The organism is Streptomyces sp. GbtcB6, assembly GCF_019091475.1.
Lineage (GTDB): Bacteria > Actinomycetota > Actinomycetes > Streptomycetales > Streptomycetaceae > Streptomyces > Streptomyces hyaluromycini.
This window is the reverse complement of sequence record NZ_JAGXJL010000007.1, coordinates 69,479-86,242: the sequence shown is the minus strand read 5'-3', so window position 1 is coordinate 86,242 and position 16,764 is coordinate 69,479. Positions and strand designations below refer to the sequence as shown.

Below are 16,764 nucleotides of genomic sequence, written 5' to 3'. Positions count from 1 at the left end.
GTCAAGCGTACGGGAGCACAGCGCTAACAGACAGAGTGCGCTAACTATTGGTTAGCGCACCCTCGTCCGATGCCCGGTACGACTAGTAGCCGAAGTCCTGCGTCCACCACGGCCCGCCCTCGCCGAAGTGCACCCCGACCCCGAGGGTCTTGAAGTCGCAGTTCAGGATGTTGGCGCGGTGGCCCTCGCTGTTCATCCAGGCGTCCATGACGGCCTGGGCGGTGGCCTGGCCGCGGGCTATGTTCTCGCCGCCGAGGCTGGATATGCCGGCCGCCGCGGCCCGGTCCCACGGCGTCTTGCCGTCCGGGTCGGTGTGGTCGAAGAAGTCCCGCGCGGCCATGTCGTCGCTGAACGCCTCGGCCAGCTTGGTCAGCGAGGAGTTCGCCGACAGCGCGCTGCAGCCGACCTTGGCCCGCTCCTCGTTCACCAGCTTCAGCACCTCGGCCTCGACGGCGGCCGCCTCGGACACGGCGATCGGTGCGGAGGTCTTCACCGGCGCCTTGGTGGCCGTCTTGCTCGGGGAGGCCGTCGCCTGCTTGGACGGCGTGGCGGTGGGCGTCGGCTTCTCGGTCGCCGTCTTCGTCGGGGTGGGCGACGCGGAGGCGGACGCGGACCTGGAGGCGGACGCCGTAGGGGTCGGCGAGGCGGAGCGCTGGGTGTCCCGGCTGGTAGAGGAGCCGGTGCCGCTGCTCTCGGCGCTGCCGGAGGTGCCGCCCTGCTCGGCGGCCGTGTTGCTGGGCACGCCGTCGGCCTGCACCCGCTCACCGCCGGTCGTGCTGCTGCCGCCGCCGAGCTTGTAGTTCTCCAGGCCCGGCACCACACCGGTGGCCACCGCGACCGTGCCGATGGCGACCGCGGCGGAGACCCCGAGCAGCCCGGTGGCCATGGGCCGCCCCGCCTTCTTCCGGCGCCGGTGCCCGCCGCCCGAGGAGAGGCCGCCGGCCGGGGTGAACTCCTCGGCCGGGAACTCGGCGGTGTTCATGAAGCGGGCGTAGTCGCCCTCGGTCGCGAACAGGTAGGCCGAGCTGCGCGCGTTGGTGTCGGCGTACTCCTCCTGGCGCAGGTAGGCCGCCGTGCCCGTACCGTAGCGGAGGCCCGCGTACGAGTCCTGCGGGTCGTGGCCGCCCGGGTACGAGCCGTCGTTCTCCGTGACCCCCGTGGCGTGGCCCGATGCGGCGCGGCCGGCGGCGTGGCGTCGGTGGCGTCCCATGTCCTTGCCTTCTTCCCTCGTCCTCGCGGTCGGGGTCGACCAGGGGCCGGTGTGGCCAATGACTCCTTCTGGTCAACCAGACTCACTCGATCGAGTGAGTTTCATATGAGATTCATTGGGTGGGGACGGTACCCCATACCGCTGAGGGAGGAAGTGTCCCGAGTGACATTGGCCGGTTAGGTTGCACGCATGAGCGAGGATGTGCGACTGGTCGCCTGGGTCCGTGGACGCGTACAGGGTGTGGGATTCCGCTGGTTCACGCGGGCCAAGGCGCTGGAGATCGGCGGCCTGAGTGGTTTTGCTCTCAATTTGGGCGACGGCCGCGTCCAGGTGGTCGCAGAGGGCGACCGGGCGGACTGCGAAGGGCTGCTCGACTGGCTCCAGGGCGATGACACGCCCGGGCGGGTGGAGGGTGTCACCGAGATCTGGGACACACCCAGGGGCGGCTACGACGGGTTCGCCATCCGCTGAGCCCGCTCTGTAAAGCGACGCAGGCGGAAGCGGAGTGATCTGCCACCGGCATGTGCCCCGAGCAGAAATGGCCTGGTGGTTGCCAAGAACGGCGTGTCGTGGCAGGCTCCGCACTTACAGATGATCGCCACGCCCTGAGGGCCCCGCAGGAGTCGCCGCGCCGCCCGTCCAGGGTCGCCCGATCCCGGGTTCGCCCGCCAATACAGGGCGTGATCGTGTTGACCGTCAAACTTTTTGGTGAGACGCTGAAAGCCCCGCGCACCTTAGCTGTTTGGCATGGCGCAACAGTCGAGCAACACTCGGATGTGTCAAGCACCGCGGGTGCGAATCCCTCACGACCCACACCGCTTCGGTCGGTCACTCAGTGTGGAGGACCATCCATCATGGCAAAGGCGCTTCTCGGTTACGTCGGCGGCTCCGACCCGCGACTCCTCGCCGAGATGCGACGGCTCCAGCAGCGAGTCCAGGACCTCGAATCCGAGCTGGTACGGATCCAGGCCGAGAACGACGAGCTGACGGCTGCCGCTTCTCCCGACAGGATCATGGAGAGCATCGACGCACACCAGGCGGAGCCTGCGCTCACCTGATCGCTGCATCGCTCCACAACAGCACATGCGGCGGTTGGGCAGCCCTTTCAACCGCTTAAATTGTCAAGATTTGCAAGGGACGCCCCGGCGTCCCTTCTTTCTTGCGCACCCGTCCCCGACCCGGTCCAGCCCCGCGCATCCTTTCACCTTCTTTAACGTCTGGTGTGCCCTGCATGTTCATGCGCGAAACCGCGAGGTTGCGAGGGGTCGTGGAGTGCGGTAGCGGCGCCGGGTAGAGTCCGGCGGCGTGCACCTCAAGGCCCTGACCCTCCGCGGGTTCAAGTCGTTCGCCTCGGCGACCACGCTCCGGTTCGAGCCGGGGATCACGTGTGTCGTCGGTCCGAACGGCTCGGGCAAGTCCAATGTCGTGGACGCGCTCACCTGGGTCATGGGCGAGCACAGTGCCAAGTCGCTGCGCGGCGGCAAGATGGAGGACGTCATCTTCGCCGGCACCACCGGCCGCCCCCCGCTGGGCCGCGCCGAGGTGTCCCTGACCATCGACAACTCCGACGGCGCCCTGCCCATCGAGTACGCCGAGGTCACCATCACGCGGATCATGTTCCGCAACGGCGGCAGCGAGTACCAGATCAACGGCGACACCTGCCGCCTCCTGGACATCCAGGAACTCCTCTCCGACTCCGGCATCGGCCGCGAGATGCACGTCATCGTCGGCCAGGGCCAGCTCGACTCCGTCCTGCACGCGGACCCGATGGGCCGCCGCGCCTTCATCGAGGAGGCGGCCGGCGTCCTCAAGCACCGCAAGCGCAAGGAGAAGGCGCTGCGCAAGCTGGACGCGATGCAGGCCAACCTCGCGCGCGTGCAGGACCTGACCGACGAACTCCGCCGCCAGCTCAAGCCTCTCGGCCGCCAGGCCGCGGTCGCCCGCCGGGCCGCCGTCATCCAGGCGGACCTCCGCGACGCCCGCCTGCGCCTCCTCGCCGACGACCTCGTACGACTGCGCCAGGCACTCCAGACCGAGGTCGCCGACGAGGCCGCCCTCAAGGAACGCAAGGAAGCCGCCGAGCAGGATCTGAAGAAGGCCCTCCAGCGGGAGGCGCTCCTGGAGGACGAGGTACGGCAGCTCACCCCGCGCCTGCAGCGGGCCCAGCAGACCTGGTACGAGCTCTCCCAGCTCGCCGAACGCGTCCGCGGCACCATCTCGCTGGCCGACGCCCGGGTGAAGAGCGCCACCTCCACGCCCCCCGAGGAACGGCGCGGCCGTGACCCCGAGGACATGGAGCGCGAGGCCCACCGCATCCGTGAGCAGGAGGCCGAACTCGAAGCCTCCCTGGAGGCGGCCCAGCACGCCCTGGACGACACCGTCGCCCACCGCGCCGAGCTGGAGCGCGAACTCGCCGTCGAAGAGCGGCGCCTGAAGGACGTGGCCCGGTCCATCGCCGACCGTCGCGAAAGCCTGGCCCGGCTGAACGGCCAGGTGGGCGCCGCCCGCTCCCGCGCCGCGTCCGCCCAGGCCGAGATCGACAGGCTGGCCGCCGCCCGCGACGAGGCCCAGGAGCGGGCGGTCTCGGCGCAGGAGGAGTACGAGGCGCTGAAGGCCGAGGTCGACGGGCTCGACGCCGGCGACGAGGAACTGGCCGCACAGCACGACCAGGCCAAGCACCGGCTCGTCGAGGCGGAGGCCGCCCTGACCGCGGCCCGCGAGGCGGTCACGGCGGCGGAACGCAAGCGCGCCGCGACCCAGGCCCGGCACGAGGCGCTGGCGCTGGGCCTGCGCCGCAAGGACGGCACAGGAATACTGCTCGGTGCGCGGGACCGCCTCACCGGCGTCCTGGGCCCGGCGGCGGAACTGCTCACGGTGACCCCGGGCCACGAGGTCGCCCTCGCGGCAGCCTTCGGCACGGCGGCGGACGCGATCGCGGTGACGACCCCGTCCTCGGCTGCCGACGCGATCCGCCTACTACGCAAACAGGACGGCGGCAGGGCAGCGCTGCTGCTGGCGGGGGCTCCTGAGGCGCCCTCGTCCGAAGCGCCCCAAAGGGGCGCGGGGAACGGCGCGACCAGCCACGACGGCCCCGCACCCGACCGACGACCCACCACGGCCCTCGAAGAAACCGCCGGCTCGGTAGCGCCCCAAAGGGGCGCGGGGAACGGCGCGACCAGCCACAACGGCGCCGCACCCGACCGACGACCCACCACGGCCCTCCCGTCAGGGAACTTCGCAGCCGACCTGGTCCGAGGCCCCTCCGACCTGATGCCCGCAGTACGACGGCTCCTCAAGGACATCGTCGTCGTCGACACCCTTGAGGTCGCCGAGGACCTCGTCTACCGCCACCCCCACCTCACCGCCGTGACCGCCGAAGGCGACCTCCTCGGCGCCCACTTCGCGCACGGCGGCTCCGCCGGCGCACCCAGCCTGCTCGAAGTGCAGGCCTCCGTGGACGAGGCCGCCGCCGAGCTGGAGGAGCTCGCCGTCCGCTGCGAGGAGCTGGCCGAGGTACAGCACGCGGCAGGGGAGCGGCGCAAGGAGTGCGCGGCACTCGTCGAGGAACTGGGGGAGCGGCGCCGCGCCGCCGACCGCGAGAAGTCGGCCGTGGCTCAGCAGCTCGGCCGTCTCGCCGGACAGGCCCGCGGCGCGGCAGGCGAGGCGGAGCGTTCCACGGCCGCCGCCGCTCGTGCCCAGGACTCCCTGGACAAGGCCCTGGAAGAGGTCGAGATCCTGGCCGAGCGGCTCGCCGTGGCAGAGGAGATGCCCGTCGAGGAGGAGCCCGACACCTCGGCGCGGGACCGCCTGGCCGCCGACGGCGCCAACGCCCGCCAGACCGAGATGGAGGCCCGCCTCCAGGTCCGTACCCACGAGGAGCGGGTCAAGGGGCTCGCCGGCCGCGCCGACTCCCTCGACCGGGCCGCCCGCGCGGAACGCGACGCACGCGCGCGTGCGGAACAGCGCCGGGCCCGGCTGCGCCACGAGGCGGCGGTCGCGGAGGCCGTCGCCGCCGGTGCGCGCCAGCTGCTCGCACATGTGGAGGTCTCGGTCGGCCGGGCCGAGCAGGAACGTGCCGCCGCCGAAGCCGCGAAGGCCCGGCGGGAGCAGGAGCTGACCGCCGCCCGCACCACCGGCCGCGACCTCAAGGCCGAGCTCGACAAACTCACGGATTCGGTTCACCGGGGCGAGGTGCTCGGCGCCGAGAAGCGGCTGCGGATCGAGCAGCTGGAGGCCAAGGCGCTGGAGGAGCTCGGTGTCGAACCGGCGGGGCTCGTCGAGGAGTACGGCCCGCACCAGCCGGTGCCGCCCTCGCTCCCCGCAGAGGGCGAGGTGCTGCCGGACGACCCCGAGCACCCGCGCAACCAGCCGAAGTCCTTCCACCGGGCCGAGCAGGAGCGCCGGCTCAAGGCCGCCGAGCGGGCCTACCAGCAGCTCGGCAAGGTCAACCCGCTCGCCCTTGAGGAGTTCGCGGCCCTTGAGGAACGGCACAAGTTCCTCAGTGAGCAGCTGGAGGACCTGAAGAAGACCCGCACCGACCTGCTTCAGGTCGTGAAGGAGGTCGACGAGCGCGTCGAGCAGGTCTTCGCGGAGGCCTACCGGGACACGGCGAGGGAGTTCGAGGGCGTCTTCAGCCGCCTCTTCCCGGGCGGCGAGGGCCGGCTGATCCTGACCGACCCCGACAACATGCTCACCACGGGCGTGGACGTCGAGGCCCGCCCGCCGGGCAAGAAGGTCAAGCGGCTCTCCCTGCTGTCGGGCGGCGAACGCTCGCTGACCGCCGTCGCCATGCTGGTGTCGATCTTCAAGGCGCGCCCCAGCCCGTTCTATGTCATGGACGAGGTCGAGGCGGCCCTGGACGACACCAACCTGCAGCGGCTGATCCGCATCATGCAGGAGCTCCAGGAATCGTCCCAGCTCATCGTGATCACGCACCAGAAGCGCACGATGGAGGTCGCCGACGCGCTGTACGGCGTCTCCATGCAGGGCGACGGTGTGTCGAAGGTCATCAGCCAGCGGCTTCGCTGACGCCGGGTCTCGGCCGACGGTTCCGGGTGCGGCGCCGTTGTGGCTGGTCGCGCCCCGCGGCGGAGCCGCAAATCGACACAGCCCCGCGCCCCTTGGTAGATCATCTCCTCCTCTTCTTCAAGAAGTGAACGCATGTCTCTTGCGTGCTATCTACAACTTCACACTCCACCGCCTATTGACTTCGAAACTTGAAGGCATAGTCTCTGCAACGTTGCTTTTACCTTCAGGTGTGAGCGGTGTGTTGATGTGCGCCACTTAAACCTGAGAGGGCTCACCCCCCCACCCCCGGCGGCGTTGCCGGTGGCCCGAGGAGTTTCTTGTGACCAGCACTGCGCAGGCACCCCAGTCAGGAGCCGGGACGGCTCACCCCGATCACCTCGGGCATGTCATCTTCATCGCGGCGGCGGCCGCCATGGGTGGTTTCCTCTTCGGCTACGACAGCTCCGTCATCAACGGTGCCGTCGAGGCGATCCGGAGCCGTTACGACATCGGGTCCGCGGCCCTCGCCCAGGTCATCGCCATCGCCCTGATCGGCTGCGCCATCGGCGCCGCGACCGCCGGCCGCATAGCCGACCGCATCGGCCGTATCCGGTGCATGCAGATCGCGGCAGTGCTGTTCACCATCAGCGCCGTCGGCTCGGCGCTGCCCTTCGCCCTGTGGGACTTCGCCTTCTGGCGGATCATCGGCGGCTTCGCCATCGGCATGGCCTCCGTCATCGGCCCCGCCTACATCGCCGAGGTCGCCCCGCCCGCCTACCGCGGCCGCCTCGGCTCCTTCCAGCAGGCCGCGATCGTCATCGGCATCGCCATCTCGCAGCTGGTCAACTGGGGTCTGCTGAACGCCGCCGGCGGCGACCAGCGCGGCAAGCTGATGGGCCTGGAGGCCTGGCAGGTCATGCTCGGCGTGATGGTGGTCCCGGCCGTCCTGTACGGCCTGCTCTCCCTCGCGATCCCCGAGTCCCCGCGCTTCCTGCTCTCCGTCGGCAAGCGTGAGCGCGCCCGCGCGATCCTCGAAGAGGTCGAGGGCAACAGCGCCGACCTGGACACCCGTGTCGCCGAGATCGAGCACGCGATGAAGAGCGAGCACAAGTCCACGTTCAAGGACCTGCTCGGCGGCTCCTTCTTCTTCAAGCCGATCGTGTGGGTCGGCATCGGCCTCTCGGTCTTCCAGCAGTTCGTCGGCATCAACGTGGCGTTCTACTACTCCTCCACGCTCTGGCAGTCGGTGGGCGTCGACCCGACGGACTCGTTCTTCTACTCCTTCACGACGTCGATCATCAACATCATCGGCACCGTGATCGCGATGATCTTCGTGGACCGCATCGGCCGCAAGCCGCTGGCCCTCATCGGTTCGGTCGGCATGGTCGTCGGCCTCGCCCTGGAGGCCTGGGCCTTCTCCTACCACCTGGTCGACGGCAAGCTCCCGTCCACGCAGGGCTGGACCGCCCTGGTCGCCGCCCACATCTTCGTCCTCTTCTTCGCCCTGTCCTGGGGTGTGGTCGTCTGGGTCATGCTCGGCGAGATGTTCCCGAACAAGATCCGCGCCGCCGCCCTGGGCGTGGCCGCCGCAGCGCAGTGGATCGCCAACTGGGCCATCACCGCGAGCTTCCCGTCGCTGGCCGACTGGAACCTCTCCGGGACCTACGTGATCTACACGGTCTTCGCGGCCCTCTCCATCCCGTTCGTCCTCAAGTACGTCAAGGAGACGAAGGGCAAGGCCCTGGAGGAGATGGGCTGACCACACCCCCCGACTCGAGGAGAAGGGCCAAGTCCCCGCTGCCCCTCTCCTCGTATCCCCCGCCGCCCCGCCCGGTCACTGCCCGGGCGGGGCGGCGGTTCGCATACAGGCCCCTGATGGTCTCCGGGCACAATGTCTCTCCGCCGCAACGGCGATCAGCCACGACGGCGCTGTCCGGCGGTGCCGCCGCTCCCGTGGCCGTCCGCCGGCATGCCTTGCTCCCGCTAGGCCGGCAGCGCCGGGAGCACGGTCTCCGCGAACAGTCGCAGGCTCCGCCACCCCTCCGCCACCGGCATCCCGCCCGCCAGCGGATGCAGGACCAGGTTGTCCAGTCCCGCCGTCACGCACTCCTGCGGGGTGAGGATGCGGTAGACGCCCTCCTCGCGCAGCTCCCCGACGGTGGTCGCGGCGGACCGTACCGCCGAGCGGATGTCCCCGGACTGCCAGGACGCGTACGTCCGGGCCTCGTGCAGGAAGTGCTCGCCGTACTGAGCCCACGCCCGGTCCGGGTCCTCGGCGATGTGCAGGAGCGGTGTCTCGGCCGTGGGCATCATCGTCCAGCCCTCCGTGCCGTACTCGGTGAGCTGCTCCTTGTAGTACGCCTCCAGCTCCGGCAGATGCGCGCTAGGGAAGAACGGCAGGCCCAGGCGGGCGGCGCGGCGGGCGGCGGCCCTGGAGGAACCGCCGACCAGGAGCAGCGGGTGCGGATCGGTGAAGGGGCGCGGCGTGACCCGCACCGTACGGCCCCGGTACTCGAACTCCTCCCCGGTCCACGCCTTCAGCAGCGTCTCCAGCAGCTCGTCCTGGAGCCGCCCGCGCCGCTTCCACTCCACGTCGAACAGGGCGTACTCCTCGGGTCGGTAGCCGATCCCGGCCACCGTCACCAGCCGGCCCCCGCTGAGCAGGTCAAGGACGGCGATGTCCTCCGCCAGCCGAAGCGGGTCGTGCAGCGGGCCGATCACCGCCGACACGGTCACCGCGATGGTCCGGGTCGCCCCGAACACCGCGCCCGCGAAGGCGAACGGCGACGGCAGCCAGTTGTTGCCGACGCCGTGGTGCTCCTCGGTCTGCACGGTGGTGACCCCGTGCTCGTCGGCGTACGCGGCCATGTCCAGGGCCGCTCGGTACCGGGCGCCCAGGGAGGCCGGGGAGGCGCCGGGCTCGACGAGGTTGAAGCGGACGACCGAGACGGGCATGGGAGTTCCCCTTCACCTTGGCCGGGCGGTGTGCGGGGACAGTAGCTGACGGTGCGTCAGACAGCCAGGGGTGCGGGCTTCCCGGCCGTCGCCGGGACCACCGCCGGCTTCGGCAGCACCGCGTACAGCAGGCCCGAGACGACGATCGTCGCGATCCAGCCGAGGCCGTACCGGCCGACGGGGTTGTTGGCGGCGAGCGGGCCGGTGAACCAGTCGCAGGTGGTGAAGACCAGGCCGGCGGCCAGGCCGAGCGCCCAGGCGGTGACGGCGGCGGGGGAGAAGCCGGCCCGGTACCAGTAGGCGCCGGCCGGGGTGGTGTCGAGGAGGGCCGTGGCGTCGTACTCGCGCCGCCGGAGCATGTCGACCCCGAACACCCCCACCCACGCCGAGAACGCCACCGCCAGCAGTGACAGGAAGGCGGTGAACGAGGCCATGAAGGAGGTCGCTGCCAGCATCAGGACGCCGCCGAGGACCAGCGAGATGACCGCGTTGACGGAGACCGCCCAGTGGCGGTGGACGCGGAAGCCCAGCGTCTGTGCGGTGAAGCCCGCCGAGTACATCGACATCGCGTTGATCAGCAGCATCCCGACCAGGGCGACGAGAAGGTAGGGGACCGCGAGCCAGAGGGGGAGGATCTCGCCGAGGAAGGAGACCGGGTCGGTGGCCTTGGCCAGGCCCGGGGTGGCGGACGCCGTCACCGCGCCCATCAGGACCAGGGGGAGTACGACGATCCCGGCACCGCCGACCGTGTTGCGTACGATCGCCGCCGAGGACGCCGTACCCGGCAGGTACCGCGTGAAGTCCGGCGCGGTCGGCGCCCAGCTGATCCCGCCCGCCGCGATCAGCCCGGCCCCGGTGACCATCGCGGCCGCGGGGCCGGCGCGCTGCCCGAACACCGCGGTCCAGTCCACCGCCACGATCAGCCGGCCGAGGACCAGCAGGGAGAAGGCGCCGAACAGCCAGGTCGCCCACCGGTTGCAGTACCGCACCGCCCTGATGCCCATGCCCGAGATCGCGAACGTGGTGATCACGAAGAGGAGCAGGGTGACGATGACCAGGACGGTGTTGCGCCTGATCCCGAACAGGATGTCCAGGACGGTCAGCAGCGCATAGGCGCCGGTCACCGCGTTGATCGTCTCCCAGCCCCAGCGCGCGACCCAGATCAGTGCGCCCGGGAGCAGGTTGCCGCGCTGGCCGAAGACCGCGCGGGAGAGGGCCATCCCCGGTGCGCCACCGCGCTTGCCCGCGATGCCGGTCAGGCCGACCAGGCCGTACGACACGAGCGGCGCCGCGACGCCGACCACCAGGCACTGCCAGAAGTTCAGCCCGAACGACACCGTCAGGCTCGCGCCCATGGTCACCAGCAGGACGGTGATGTTGGCGGCGATCCAGGTGGGGAGCAGACCGCGGGGTGTACCGGTGCGCTCGGAGTCCGGGACCGGTTCGATGCCCCGGGTTTCGAGGCCGTGGTGCTCCAGCGACTCTTCGAGATGTTCGAGCGCGCCATCGTGTCCGGCGGTGGTGCCCATAGGTAGTCATCGTACGTTAGTCCGACGAATACCATTAAAAGGGACATCCGGATTCGGAGGATCATCCAGAAACTCCCGCGCGAGGGAGCAAAGTCGGCCGCGGGGGAGGGATGGATACTGGACGGGTTATGGAAACCGTCATCCTTGCTGTAGTCATCGCCGTGGTCGTGCTCGGCGCGCTCGGCGGGCTCATCGTCGGCAGCCGGCGCAAGAAGTCGCTGCCCCCGCCGCCCCCCGCCACGCCCGACATCACCGCGCCCCCGGCCGAGCCGCACGTCGGCGACGAGGCCGAGACACCGCGCGACGAACCGCGCCGGACGATAGAGGAGGTCGACCTTCCCGACGGCTCGGCTCCCGTCGTCCTGGAAGAGCCCCCCGCTCCCGAGATCGAGATCCCCGAGCCCACCGCCGGCCGCCTGGTCCGGCTGCGCGCCCGGCTCTCCCGGTCCCAGAACGCCCTCGGCAAGGGGCTGCTCACGCTGCTCTCGCGTGAGCACCTCGACGACGAGACCTGGGAGGAGATCGAGGACATCCTGCTCACCGCCGACGTCGGCGTGCAGCCCACCACCGAACTGGTGGACCGGCTGCGCGAGCGCGTCAAGGTGCTCGGCACCCGCACCCCCGACGAGCTGCGCGGCCTGCTGCGCGAGGAGTTGCTCAAGCTGATCGGCACCGACGTCGACCGCGCGGTGAAGACCGAGCCCGAGGACCGCAAGCCGGGCATCGTGATGGTCGTCGGCGTCAACGGCACCGGCAAGACCACCACCACCGGCAAGCTCGCGCGCGTCCTGGTGGCCGACGGCCGTACGGTCGTGCTCGGCGCCGCCGACACCTTCCGGGCCGCCGCCGCGGACCAGCTCCAGACCTGGGGCGAGCGGGTCGGTGCTTACACCGTGCGCGGCCCTGAGGCCGGTGACCCCGCCTCCGTCGCCTTCGACGCGGTGAAGGAGGGCAAGGAGATGGGCGTCGACGTGGTGCTCATCGACACCGCCGGGCGGCTGCACACCAAGACCGGCCTCATGGACGAGCTCGGCAAGGTCAAGCGGGTCGTCGAGAAGCACGCCCCGCTGGACGAGGTGCTGCTCGTCCTCGACGCCACCACCGGCCAGAACGGCCTGGTCCAGGCCCGGGTCTTCGCCGAGGTCGTCGACATCACCGGCATCGTGCTCACCAAGCTGGACGGCACCGCCAAGGGCGGCATCGTGATCGCGGTCCAGCGCGAGCTGAACGTGCCCGTCAAGCTCATCGGCCTGGGCGAGGGCGCGGACGACCTGGCGCCGTTCGAGCCGGAGGCGTTCGTGGATGCCCTTATCGGCGAGTGACCTCCAGCTTTCAGGAACCGAGCTCACCTCCCACATTTGGGAGCTGGTCAGGAAGTGCCCGATCCCCGAGATCCAGCGGGGGATCGGGCACTTCGGCGTCTGAGCCCGGCGTTACGCCCGCGACCGGTGCGCCACGTACGCCAGTGTCCCCAGCAGCAGCCTCGCGGCCGGCGGCCTCGTCGCCGAGTCCAGGGCCGGCGGGCGCAGCCAGCGCACCGGGCCCAGGCCGCCCCGGTCGGACGGCGGGGCGGTGATGTACGTGCCCGGGCCGAGGCCGCGCAGGTCCAGGGAGGTCGGGTCGTCCCAGCCCATGCGGTAGAGCAGCTCGGGGAGTTCGGTGGTGGCGCCGGGGGCGACGAAGAAGTGGGCGCGGCCGTCCGGCGTGGCGGTGACCGGGCCGAGCGGGAGGCCCATCCGCTCCAGGCGGGCCAGGGCGCGGCGCCCGGCGGGCTCGGCGACCTCGATCACGTCGAACGCGCGGCCGACCGGCAGCATCACCGCCGCACCCGGGAACTCCCCCCAGGCCTTGGTGACTTCGTCGAGCGTGGCGCCTGCGGACACCTGAGGCGCGAAGTCCAGCGGATGCGCTCCGGGCGCGGGACAGTCGACGTGCCCGCAGGAGCACGCGCCGGCCGCGGACCGGGCACCCGGGACCACGTCCCAGCCCCACAGTCCGGTGAACTCGGCGACGGCGGTGCAGTCCGATGAACGACCGCGCCGACGCGTGCCGGAGCGGATCTCGCGAATGCCGCCGATCGTGAAGCCCATGCCCCCTCCAACGGGTCCGGCGCGCCGGTGGTTACGACACGGAATGAGACGGAAACGGAACGTGACGCTACGGCTCCGCCTTCCCTCGCGCCCGCAAGGTCATGGCAGCGCCCTGAAGCGCCCCAGGTGGTGCACCTGGGGGTGTGCGCCCCTGAGTGCATCGCTCCGCCTACTCCCGGCCGTCCTATGTCAAGTGAATCGCGACAAGGGCATCGTGAGTTCATTCGAAGGGGTGGCGAATGGTGGCGTTTCCGGGATCGCCATGGCTGGAGCAGTGATCGTAGGATTACTTTGTGTGCACGAGGCCTGGGGGCACATGCACTCGTGGGTATGCCGGAGGCAACTCGGTATCCCGTTCGAAGGGTGAGAACTACCGGACGGGCGGCCGTATTTACCGGCATTCTGATAGGGCTTGGCGCATCCGGCATCAAGTGGTCTCAGGGATGGGGGCGTTCCAGTGGGCGGCAACGGCGGTAGCGGGACGACCGCGACCAGTACGGACAAGCGCCCCAATGAGCTGCTCAACTCGTGGTTCGTGCGCAGCGGCTGGTCGAAGGGCGAGCTGGCGCGGCAAGTGAACCGCAGGGCACGCCAATTGGGCGCCAACCACATCTCCACGGACACGTCCAGGGTGCGCCGCTGGCTCGACGGGGAGAACCCGCGCGAGCCGATCCCCCGGATCCTCTCCGAGCTGTTCTCCGAGCGGTTCGGCTGCGTCGTCTCGGTCGAGGACCTCGGACTGCGGGCCGCCCGCCAGTCACCCTCCGCGACCGGCGTCGACCTGCCCTGGACGGGCCCGCAGACGGTGGCCCTGCTCAGCGAGTTCTCGCGCAGCGACCTGATGCTGGCGCGGCGCGGCTTCCTCGGAACCTCGCTGGTGCTGTCGGCGGGCCCGTCCCTCATCGAGCCGATGCAGCGCTGGCTGGTCCCCTCGCCCGCCGGACCGCAGCCGCCCCCCGAGTCGGCCGCCGACTCCCGCCGCCCCGGGCGCCTCTCCAAGCCCGAGCTGGAGCTGCTGGAGTCCACCACGGTGATGTTCCGCCAGTGGGACGCCCAGTGCGGCGGCGGCCTGCGCCGCAAGGCGGTCGTCGGCCAGCTGCACGAGGTCACCGACCTCCTCCAGGAACCCCAGCCCGAGGCCACCGCCCGCAAGCTCCTCAAGGTCGCCGCCGAGCTGGCCGAGCTGGCCGGCTGGATGTCGTACGACGTCGGCCTCCAGCCCACCGCCCAGAAGTACTTCGTGCTCGCCCTGCACGCGGCCAAGGAGGCCGGTGACAAGCCGCTGGGCTCGTACGTCCTGTCCAGCATGAGCCGCCAGATGATCCACCTCGGCCGGCCCGACGACGCCCTGGAGCTGATCCACCTCGCCCAGTACGGCAGCCGGGACTGCGCGAGCCCGCGCACCCAGTCGATGCTGTATGCGATGGAGGCCCGCGCCTACGCCAACATGGGACAGCCCGGCAAGTGCAAGCGGGCGGTCCGGATGGCCGAGGACACCTTCGCCGAGGCCGACGAGTGGGACGACCCGGACCCCGACTGGATCCGCTTCTTCTCCGAGGCCGAGCTCTACGGCGAGAACAGCCACTCCTTCCGCGACCTCGCCTATGTCGCCGGCCGCAGTCCCACCTACGCCTCCCTGGCCGAGCCGCTGATGCAGAAGGCCGTGGAGCTGTTCGCCAAGGACGCCGAGCACCAGCGGTCGTACGCACTCAACCTCATCGGCATGGCCACCGTGCACCTGCTGCGGGGCGAGGCCGACCAGAGCACGGTTCTGGCCTCCGAGGCCATGGGCATCGCCAAGAAGGTGCGCTCCGAGCGCGTGAACACTCGTATTCGAAAGACGGTCGACTCGGCCGTCCGCGACTACGGCGACCTCGCGGCGGTCGTCGACCTCACCGACCAGCTCGCCGTCGACCTCCCGGAGACCGCCGAGGCGGTCTGAACCCCGGTAACCCCAAGACCCCGGCCGCGGCCGGCCCTCCCGAACTGCCCGACTCGGCTCCCCCACGCCAGGTCATCGGAAGGCCACCGCGGCCGGTTCTATTCCTCCGAGAGAAGGTTGCGCCACGATAACGATCCAGTCGGCGAACATCAGGCAGTTCACCGACGCGTAACACCCGCGACTCCTTCGTCACTCCGGCGAAACAACGAGGGGCACCGACCGAAACCGCGCTGCGCCAATCTCATGGCGCATAACCGGCCCACCCCCCGCTTGACCGGACCGCATTCAGGCAACGCCCGCACACGGGGCCGTACCAATTGACGAGGAGACGCCGATGGCACCAGCCGCCATCACGCTTGCCGCGGAGGCACCCAAGCTGTCCTCCGCGAACACAGGCTTCATGCTCATCTGTTCTGCCCTGGTGCTGCTCATGACGCCGGGACTCGCCTTCTTCTACGGAGGCATGGTCCGCGTCAAGAGCACCCTGAACATGCTGATGATGAGCTTCGTCAGCATCGGGATCGTCACCATCCTGTGGGTGCTCTACGGCTTCTCCCTGGCCTTCGGCTCCAGCAACGGCTTCATCGGATTCAACTCCGACTGGCTGGGCATGAGCAACGTCGGCCTGACGGAACTCTGGGACGGCTACACGATCCCGATCTTCGTCTTCATGGTCTTCCAGATGATGTTCGCGGTCATCACGCCGGCCCTGATAAGCGGTGCCATCGCCGACCGCGTCAAGTTCTCGGCATGGGCGCTCTTCGTCGCCCTGTGGCTCACGATCGTCTACGTCCCGGTCGCCCACTGGGTCTGGGGTGCCGACGGCTGGGCCTACAAGCTCGGTGTGATCGACTTCGCCGGTGGTACCGCGGTCCACATCAACGCCGGTGCGGGCGCCCTCGGCGTCATCCTGGTCATCGGCAAGCGCGTCGGATTCAAGAAGGACCCGATGCGCCCGCACAGCCTCCCGCTGGTCATGCTCGGTGCCGGTCTGCTGTGGTTCGGCTGGTTCGGCTTCAACGCCGGCTCGTGGCTCGGCAACGACGACGGCGTCGGCGCGCTGATGTTCGTCAACACGCAGGTCGCCACCGCCGCCGCCATGCTGGCCTGGCTCGCCTACGAGAAGATCCGGCACGGCGCGTTCACCACCCTGGGCGCCGCCTCCGGTGCGGTCGCCGGTCTGGTCGCGATCACCCCGTCCGGCGGTGCGGTCTCCCCGCTCGGCGCGATCGCCGTCGGCGCCATCGCCGGTGTCGCCTGCGCCGCGGCCGTCGGCCTGAAGTTCAAGTTCGGTTACGACGACTCGCTCGACGTGGTCGGCGTCCACATGGTCGGCGGCATCATCGGCTCCCTGCTCATCGGCTTCTTCGCCACCGGCAAGGGCCAGTCCGCGGCGACCGGCGTCTTCTACGGCGACCACTCCTTCACCCAGCTGTGGAAGCAGTTCGCCGGTGTCGGCGCGGTCCTCGGCTACTCCCTGGTCGCCTCCGCGGTCCTCGCCTTCCTCCTCGACAAGACCCTCGGCATGCGGGTCACCGAGGACGAAGAGGTCTCCGGTATCGACCAGGCCGAGCACGCCGAGACTGCATACGACTTCAGCGGTGCGGGCGGCGGTGTCGTCAGCTCCGTCTCCGCGGCGCTGGCCGGCTCGAGCAAGAAGGTGGACGCATGAAGCTCATCACCGCCGTCGTGAAGCCCCACCGGCTCGACGAGATCAAGGAGGCCCTGCAGGCCTTCGGCGTCCACGGCCTCACGGTCACCGAGGCCAGCGGTTACGGTCGGCAGCGCGGCCACACCGAGGTCTACCGTGGTGCTGAGTACACGGTCGACCTGGTGCCCAAGATCCGCATCGAGGTGCTGGCCGAGGACGAGGACGCCGAGCAGCTGATCGACGTCGTCGTCAAGGCCGCCCGCACCGGCAAGATCGGTGACGGCAAGGTCTGGTCGGTCCCGGTCGAGACCGCGGTACGGGTCCGCACCGGCGAGCGCGGTCCGGACGCGCTGTAGAACAGAACCATCTGAATACAGGCA

At 70.2% G+C, this 16,764-nt stretch carries 12 protein-coding genes; 8 read left to right on the top strand and 4 right to left on the bottom strand.

All coding sequences use genetic code 11. The annotated features are described in order from the left end of the window. Positions 1 to 82 precede the first annotated feature (82 nt). Positions 83 to 1,210 carry a CAP domain-containing protein gene (locus KVT45_RS14220; protein WP_217547477.1) on the bottom strand — a complete coding sequence of 376 codons (1,128 nt, stop codon included), beginning with the start codon at positions 1,208 to 1,210 and terminating at the stop codon, positions 83 to 85. A 189-nt stretch (positions 1,211 to 1,399) separates the two neighbouring features. Between KVT45_RS14220 and KVT45_RS14215 the strand changes: the two genes are divergently transcribed. The 4 genes from KVT45_RS14215 (at position 1,400) to KVT45_RS14200 (ending at position 7,976) form a co-directional block, all read left to right on the top strand. Then, positions 1,400 to 1,681: an acylphosphatase gene (locus KVT45_RS14215; protein WP_217547475.1), complete on the top strand. Its 282-nt coding sequence runs from the start codon at positions 1,400 to 1,402 to the stop codon at positions 1,679 to 1,681. 383 nt (positions 1,682 to 2,064) lie between these two features. After that, positions 2,065 to 2,268 (top strand): hypothetical protein, encoded by a 204-nt coding sequence (locus KVT45_RS14210; RefSeq protein ID WP_089099736.1) that lies wholly within the window; start codon positions 2,065 to 2,067, stop codon positions 2,266 to 2,268. A gap of 247 nt (positions 2,269 to 2,515) precedes the next feature. Next, positions 2,516 to 6,238: an AAA family ATPase gene (locus KVT45_RS14205; protein ID WP_217547474.1), complete on the top strand. Its 3,723-nt coding sequence runs from the start codon at positions 2,516 to 2,518 to the stop codon at positions 6,236 to 6,238. Positions 6,239 to 6,557: 319 nt separating this feature from the next. Next, positions 6,558 to 7,976: a sugar porter family MFS transporter gene (locus tag KVT45_RS14200; RefSeq protein ID WP_217547472.1), complete on the top strand. Its 1,419-nt coding sequence runs from the start codon at positions 6,558 to 6,560 to the stop codon at positions 7,974 to 7,976. Positions 7,977 to 8,200: 224 nt separating this feature from the next. Here KVT45_RS14200 and KVT45_RS14195 read toward each other — a convergent pair whose 3' ends face one another. Together KVT45_RS14195 and KVT45_RS14190 are read right to left on the bottom strand one after the other, a co-directional pair. After that, positions 8,201 to 9,172, bottom strand: a complete 972-nt coding sequence (locus KVT45_RS14195) for an LLM class flavin-dependent oxidoreductase (RefSeq protein WP_217547470.1) — start codon at positions 9,170 to 9,172, stop codon at positions 8,201 to 8,203. A 56-nt stretch (positions 9,173 to 9,228) separates the two neighbouring features. Further along, positions 9,229 to 10,701 (bottom strand): cytosine permease, encoded by a 1,473-nt coding sequence (locus KVT45_RS14190; protein ID WP_217547468.1) that lies wholly within the window; start codon positions 10,699 to 10,701, stop codon positions 9,229 to 9,231. A gap of 128 nt (positions 10,702 to 10,829) precedes the next feature. Between KVT45_RS14190 and ftsY the strand changes: the two genes are divergently transcribed. Then, positions 10,830 to 12,023 (top strand): signal recognition particle-docking protein FtsY, encoded by a 1,194-nt coding sequence (gene ftsY, locus KVT45_RS14185; RefSeq protein ID WP_217547466.1) that lies wholly within the window; start codon positions 10,830 to 10,832, stop codon positions 12,021 to 12,023. Positions 12,024 to 12,134: 111 nt separating this feature from the next. Here ftsY and KVT45_RS14180 read toward each other — a convergent pair whose 3' ends face one another. Beyond that, positions 12,135 to 12,791 (bottom strand): bifunctional DNA primase/polymerase, encoded by a 657-nt coding sequence (locus KVT45_RS14180; RefSeq protein ID WP_217547465.1) that lies wholly within the window; start codon positions 12,789 to 12,791, stop codon positions 12,135 to 12,137. Between the two features lie 457 nt (positions 12,792 to 13,248). Here KVT45_RS14180 and KVT45_RS14175 point away from each other — a divergent pair, with 457 nt between their 5' ends. From KVT45_RS14175 to KVT45_RS14165, 3 genes are all read left to right on the top strand, one after another. Next, positions 13,249 to 14,733, top strand: a complete 1,485-nt coding sequence (locus tag KVT45_RS14175; RefSeq protein WP_217547463.1) for a hypothetical protein — start codon at positions 13,249 to 13,251, stop codon at positions 14,731 to 14,733. Between the two features lie 334 nt (positions 14,734 to 15,067). Continuing rightward, complete coding sequence (locus KVT45_RS14170) at positions 15,068 to 16,405, top strand: ammonium transporter (RefSeq protein ID WP_217547462.1); 1,338 nt, start codon at positions 15,068 to 15,070, stop codon at positions 16,403 to 16,405. Next, complete coding sequence (locus KVT45_RS14165) at positions 16,402 to 16,740, top strand: P-II family nitrogen regulator (RefSeq protein WP_089098508.1); 339 nt, start codon at positions 16,402 to 16,404, stop codon at positions 16,738 to 16,740. The genes KVT45_RS14170 and KVT45_RS14165 overlap by 4 nt, the downstream gene beginning before the upstream one ends. Positions 16,741 to 16,764 lie beyond the last annotated feature (24 nt).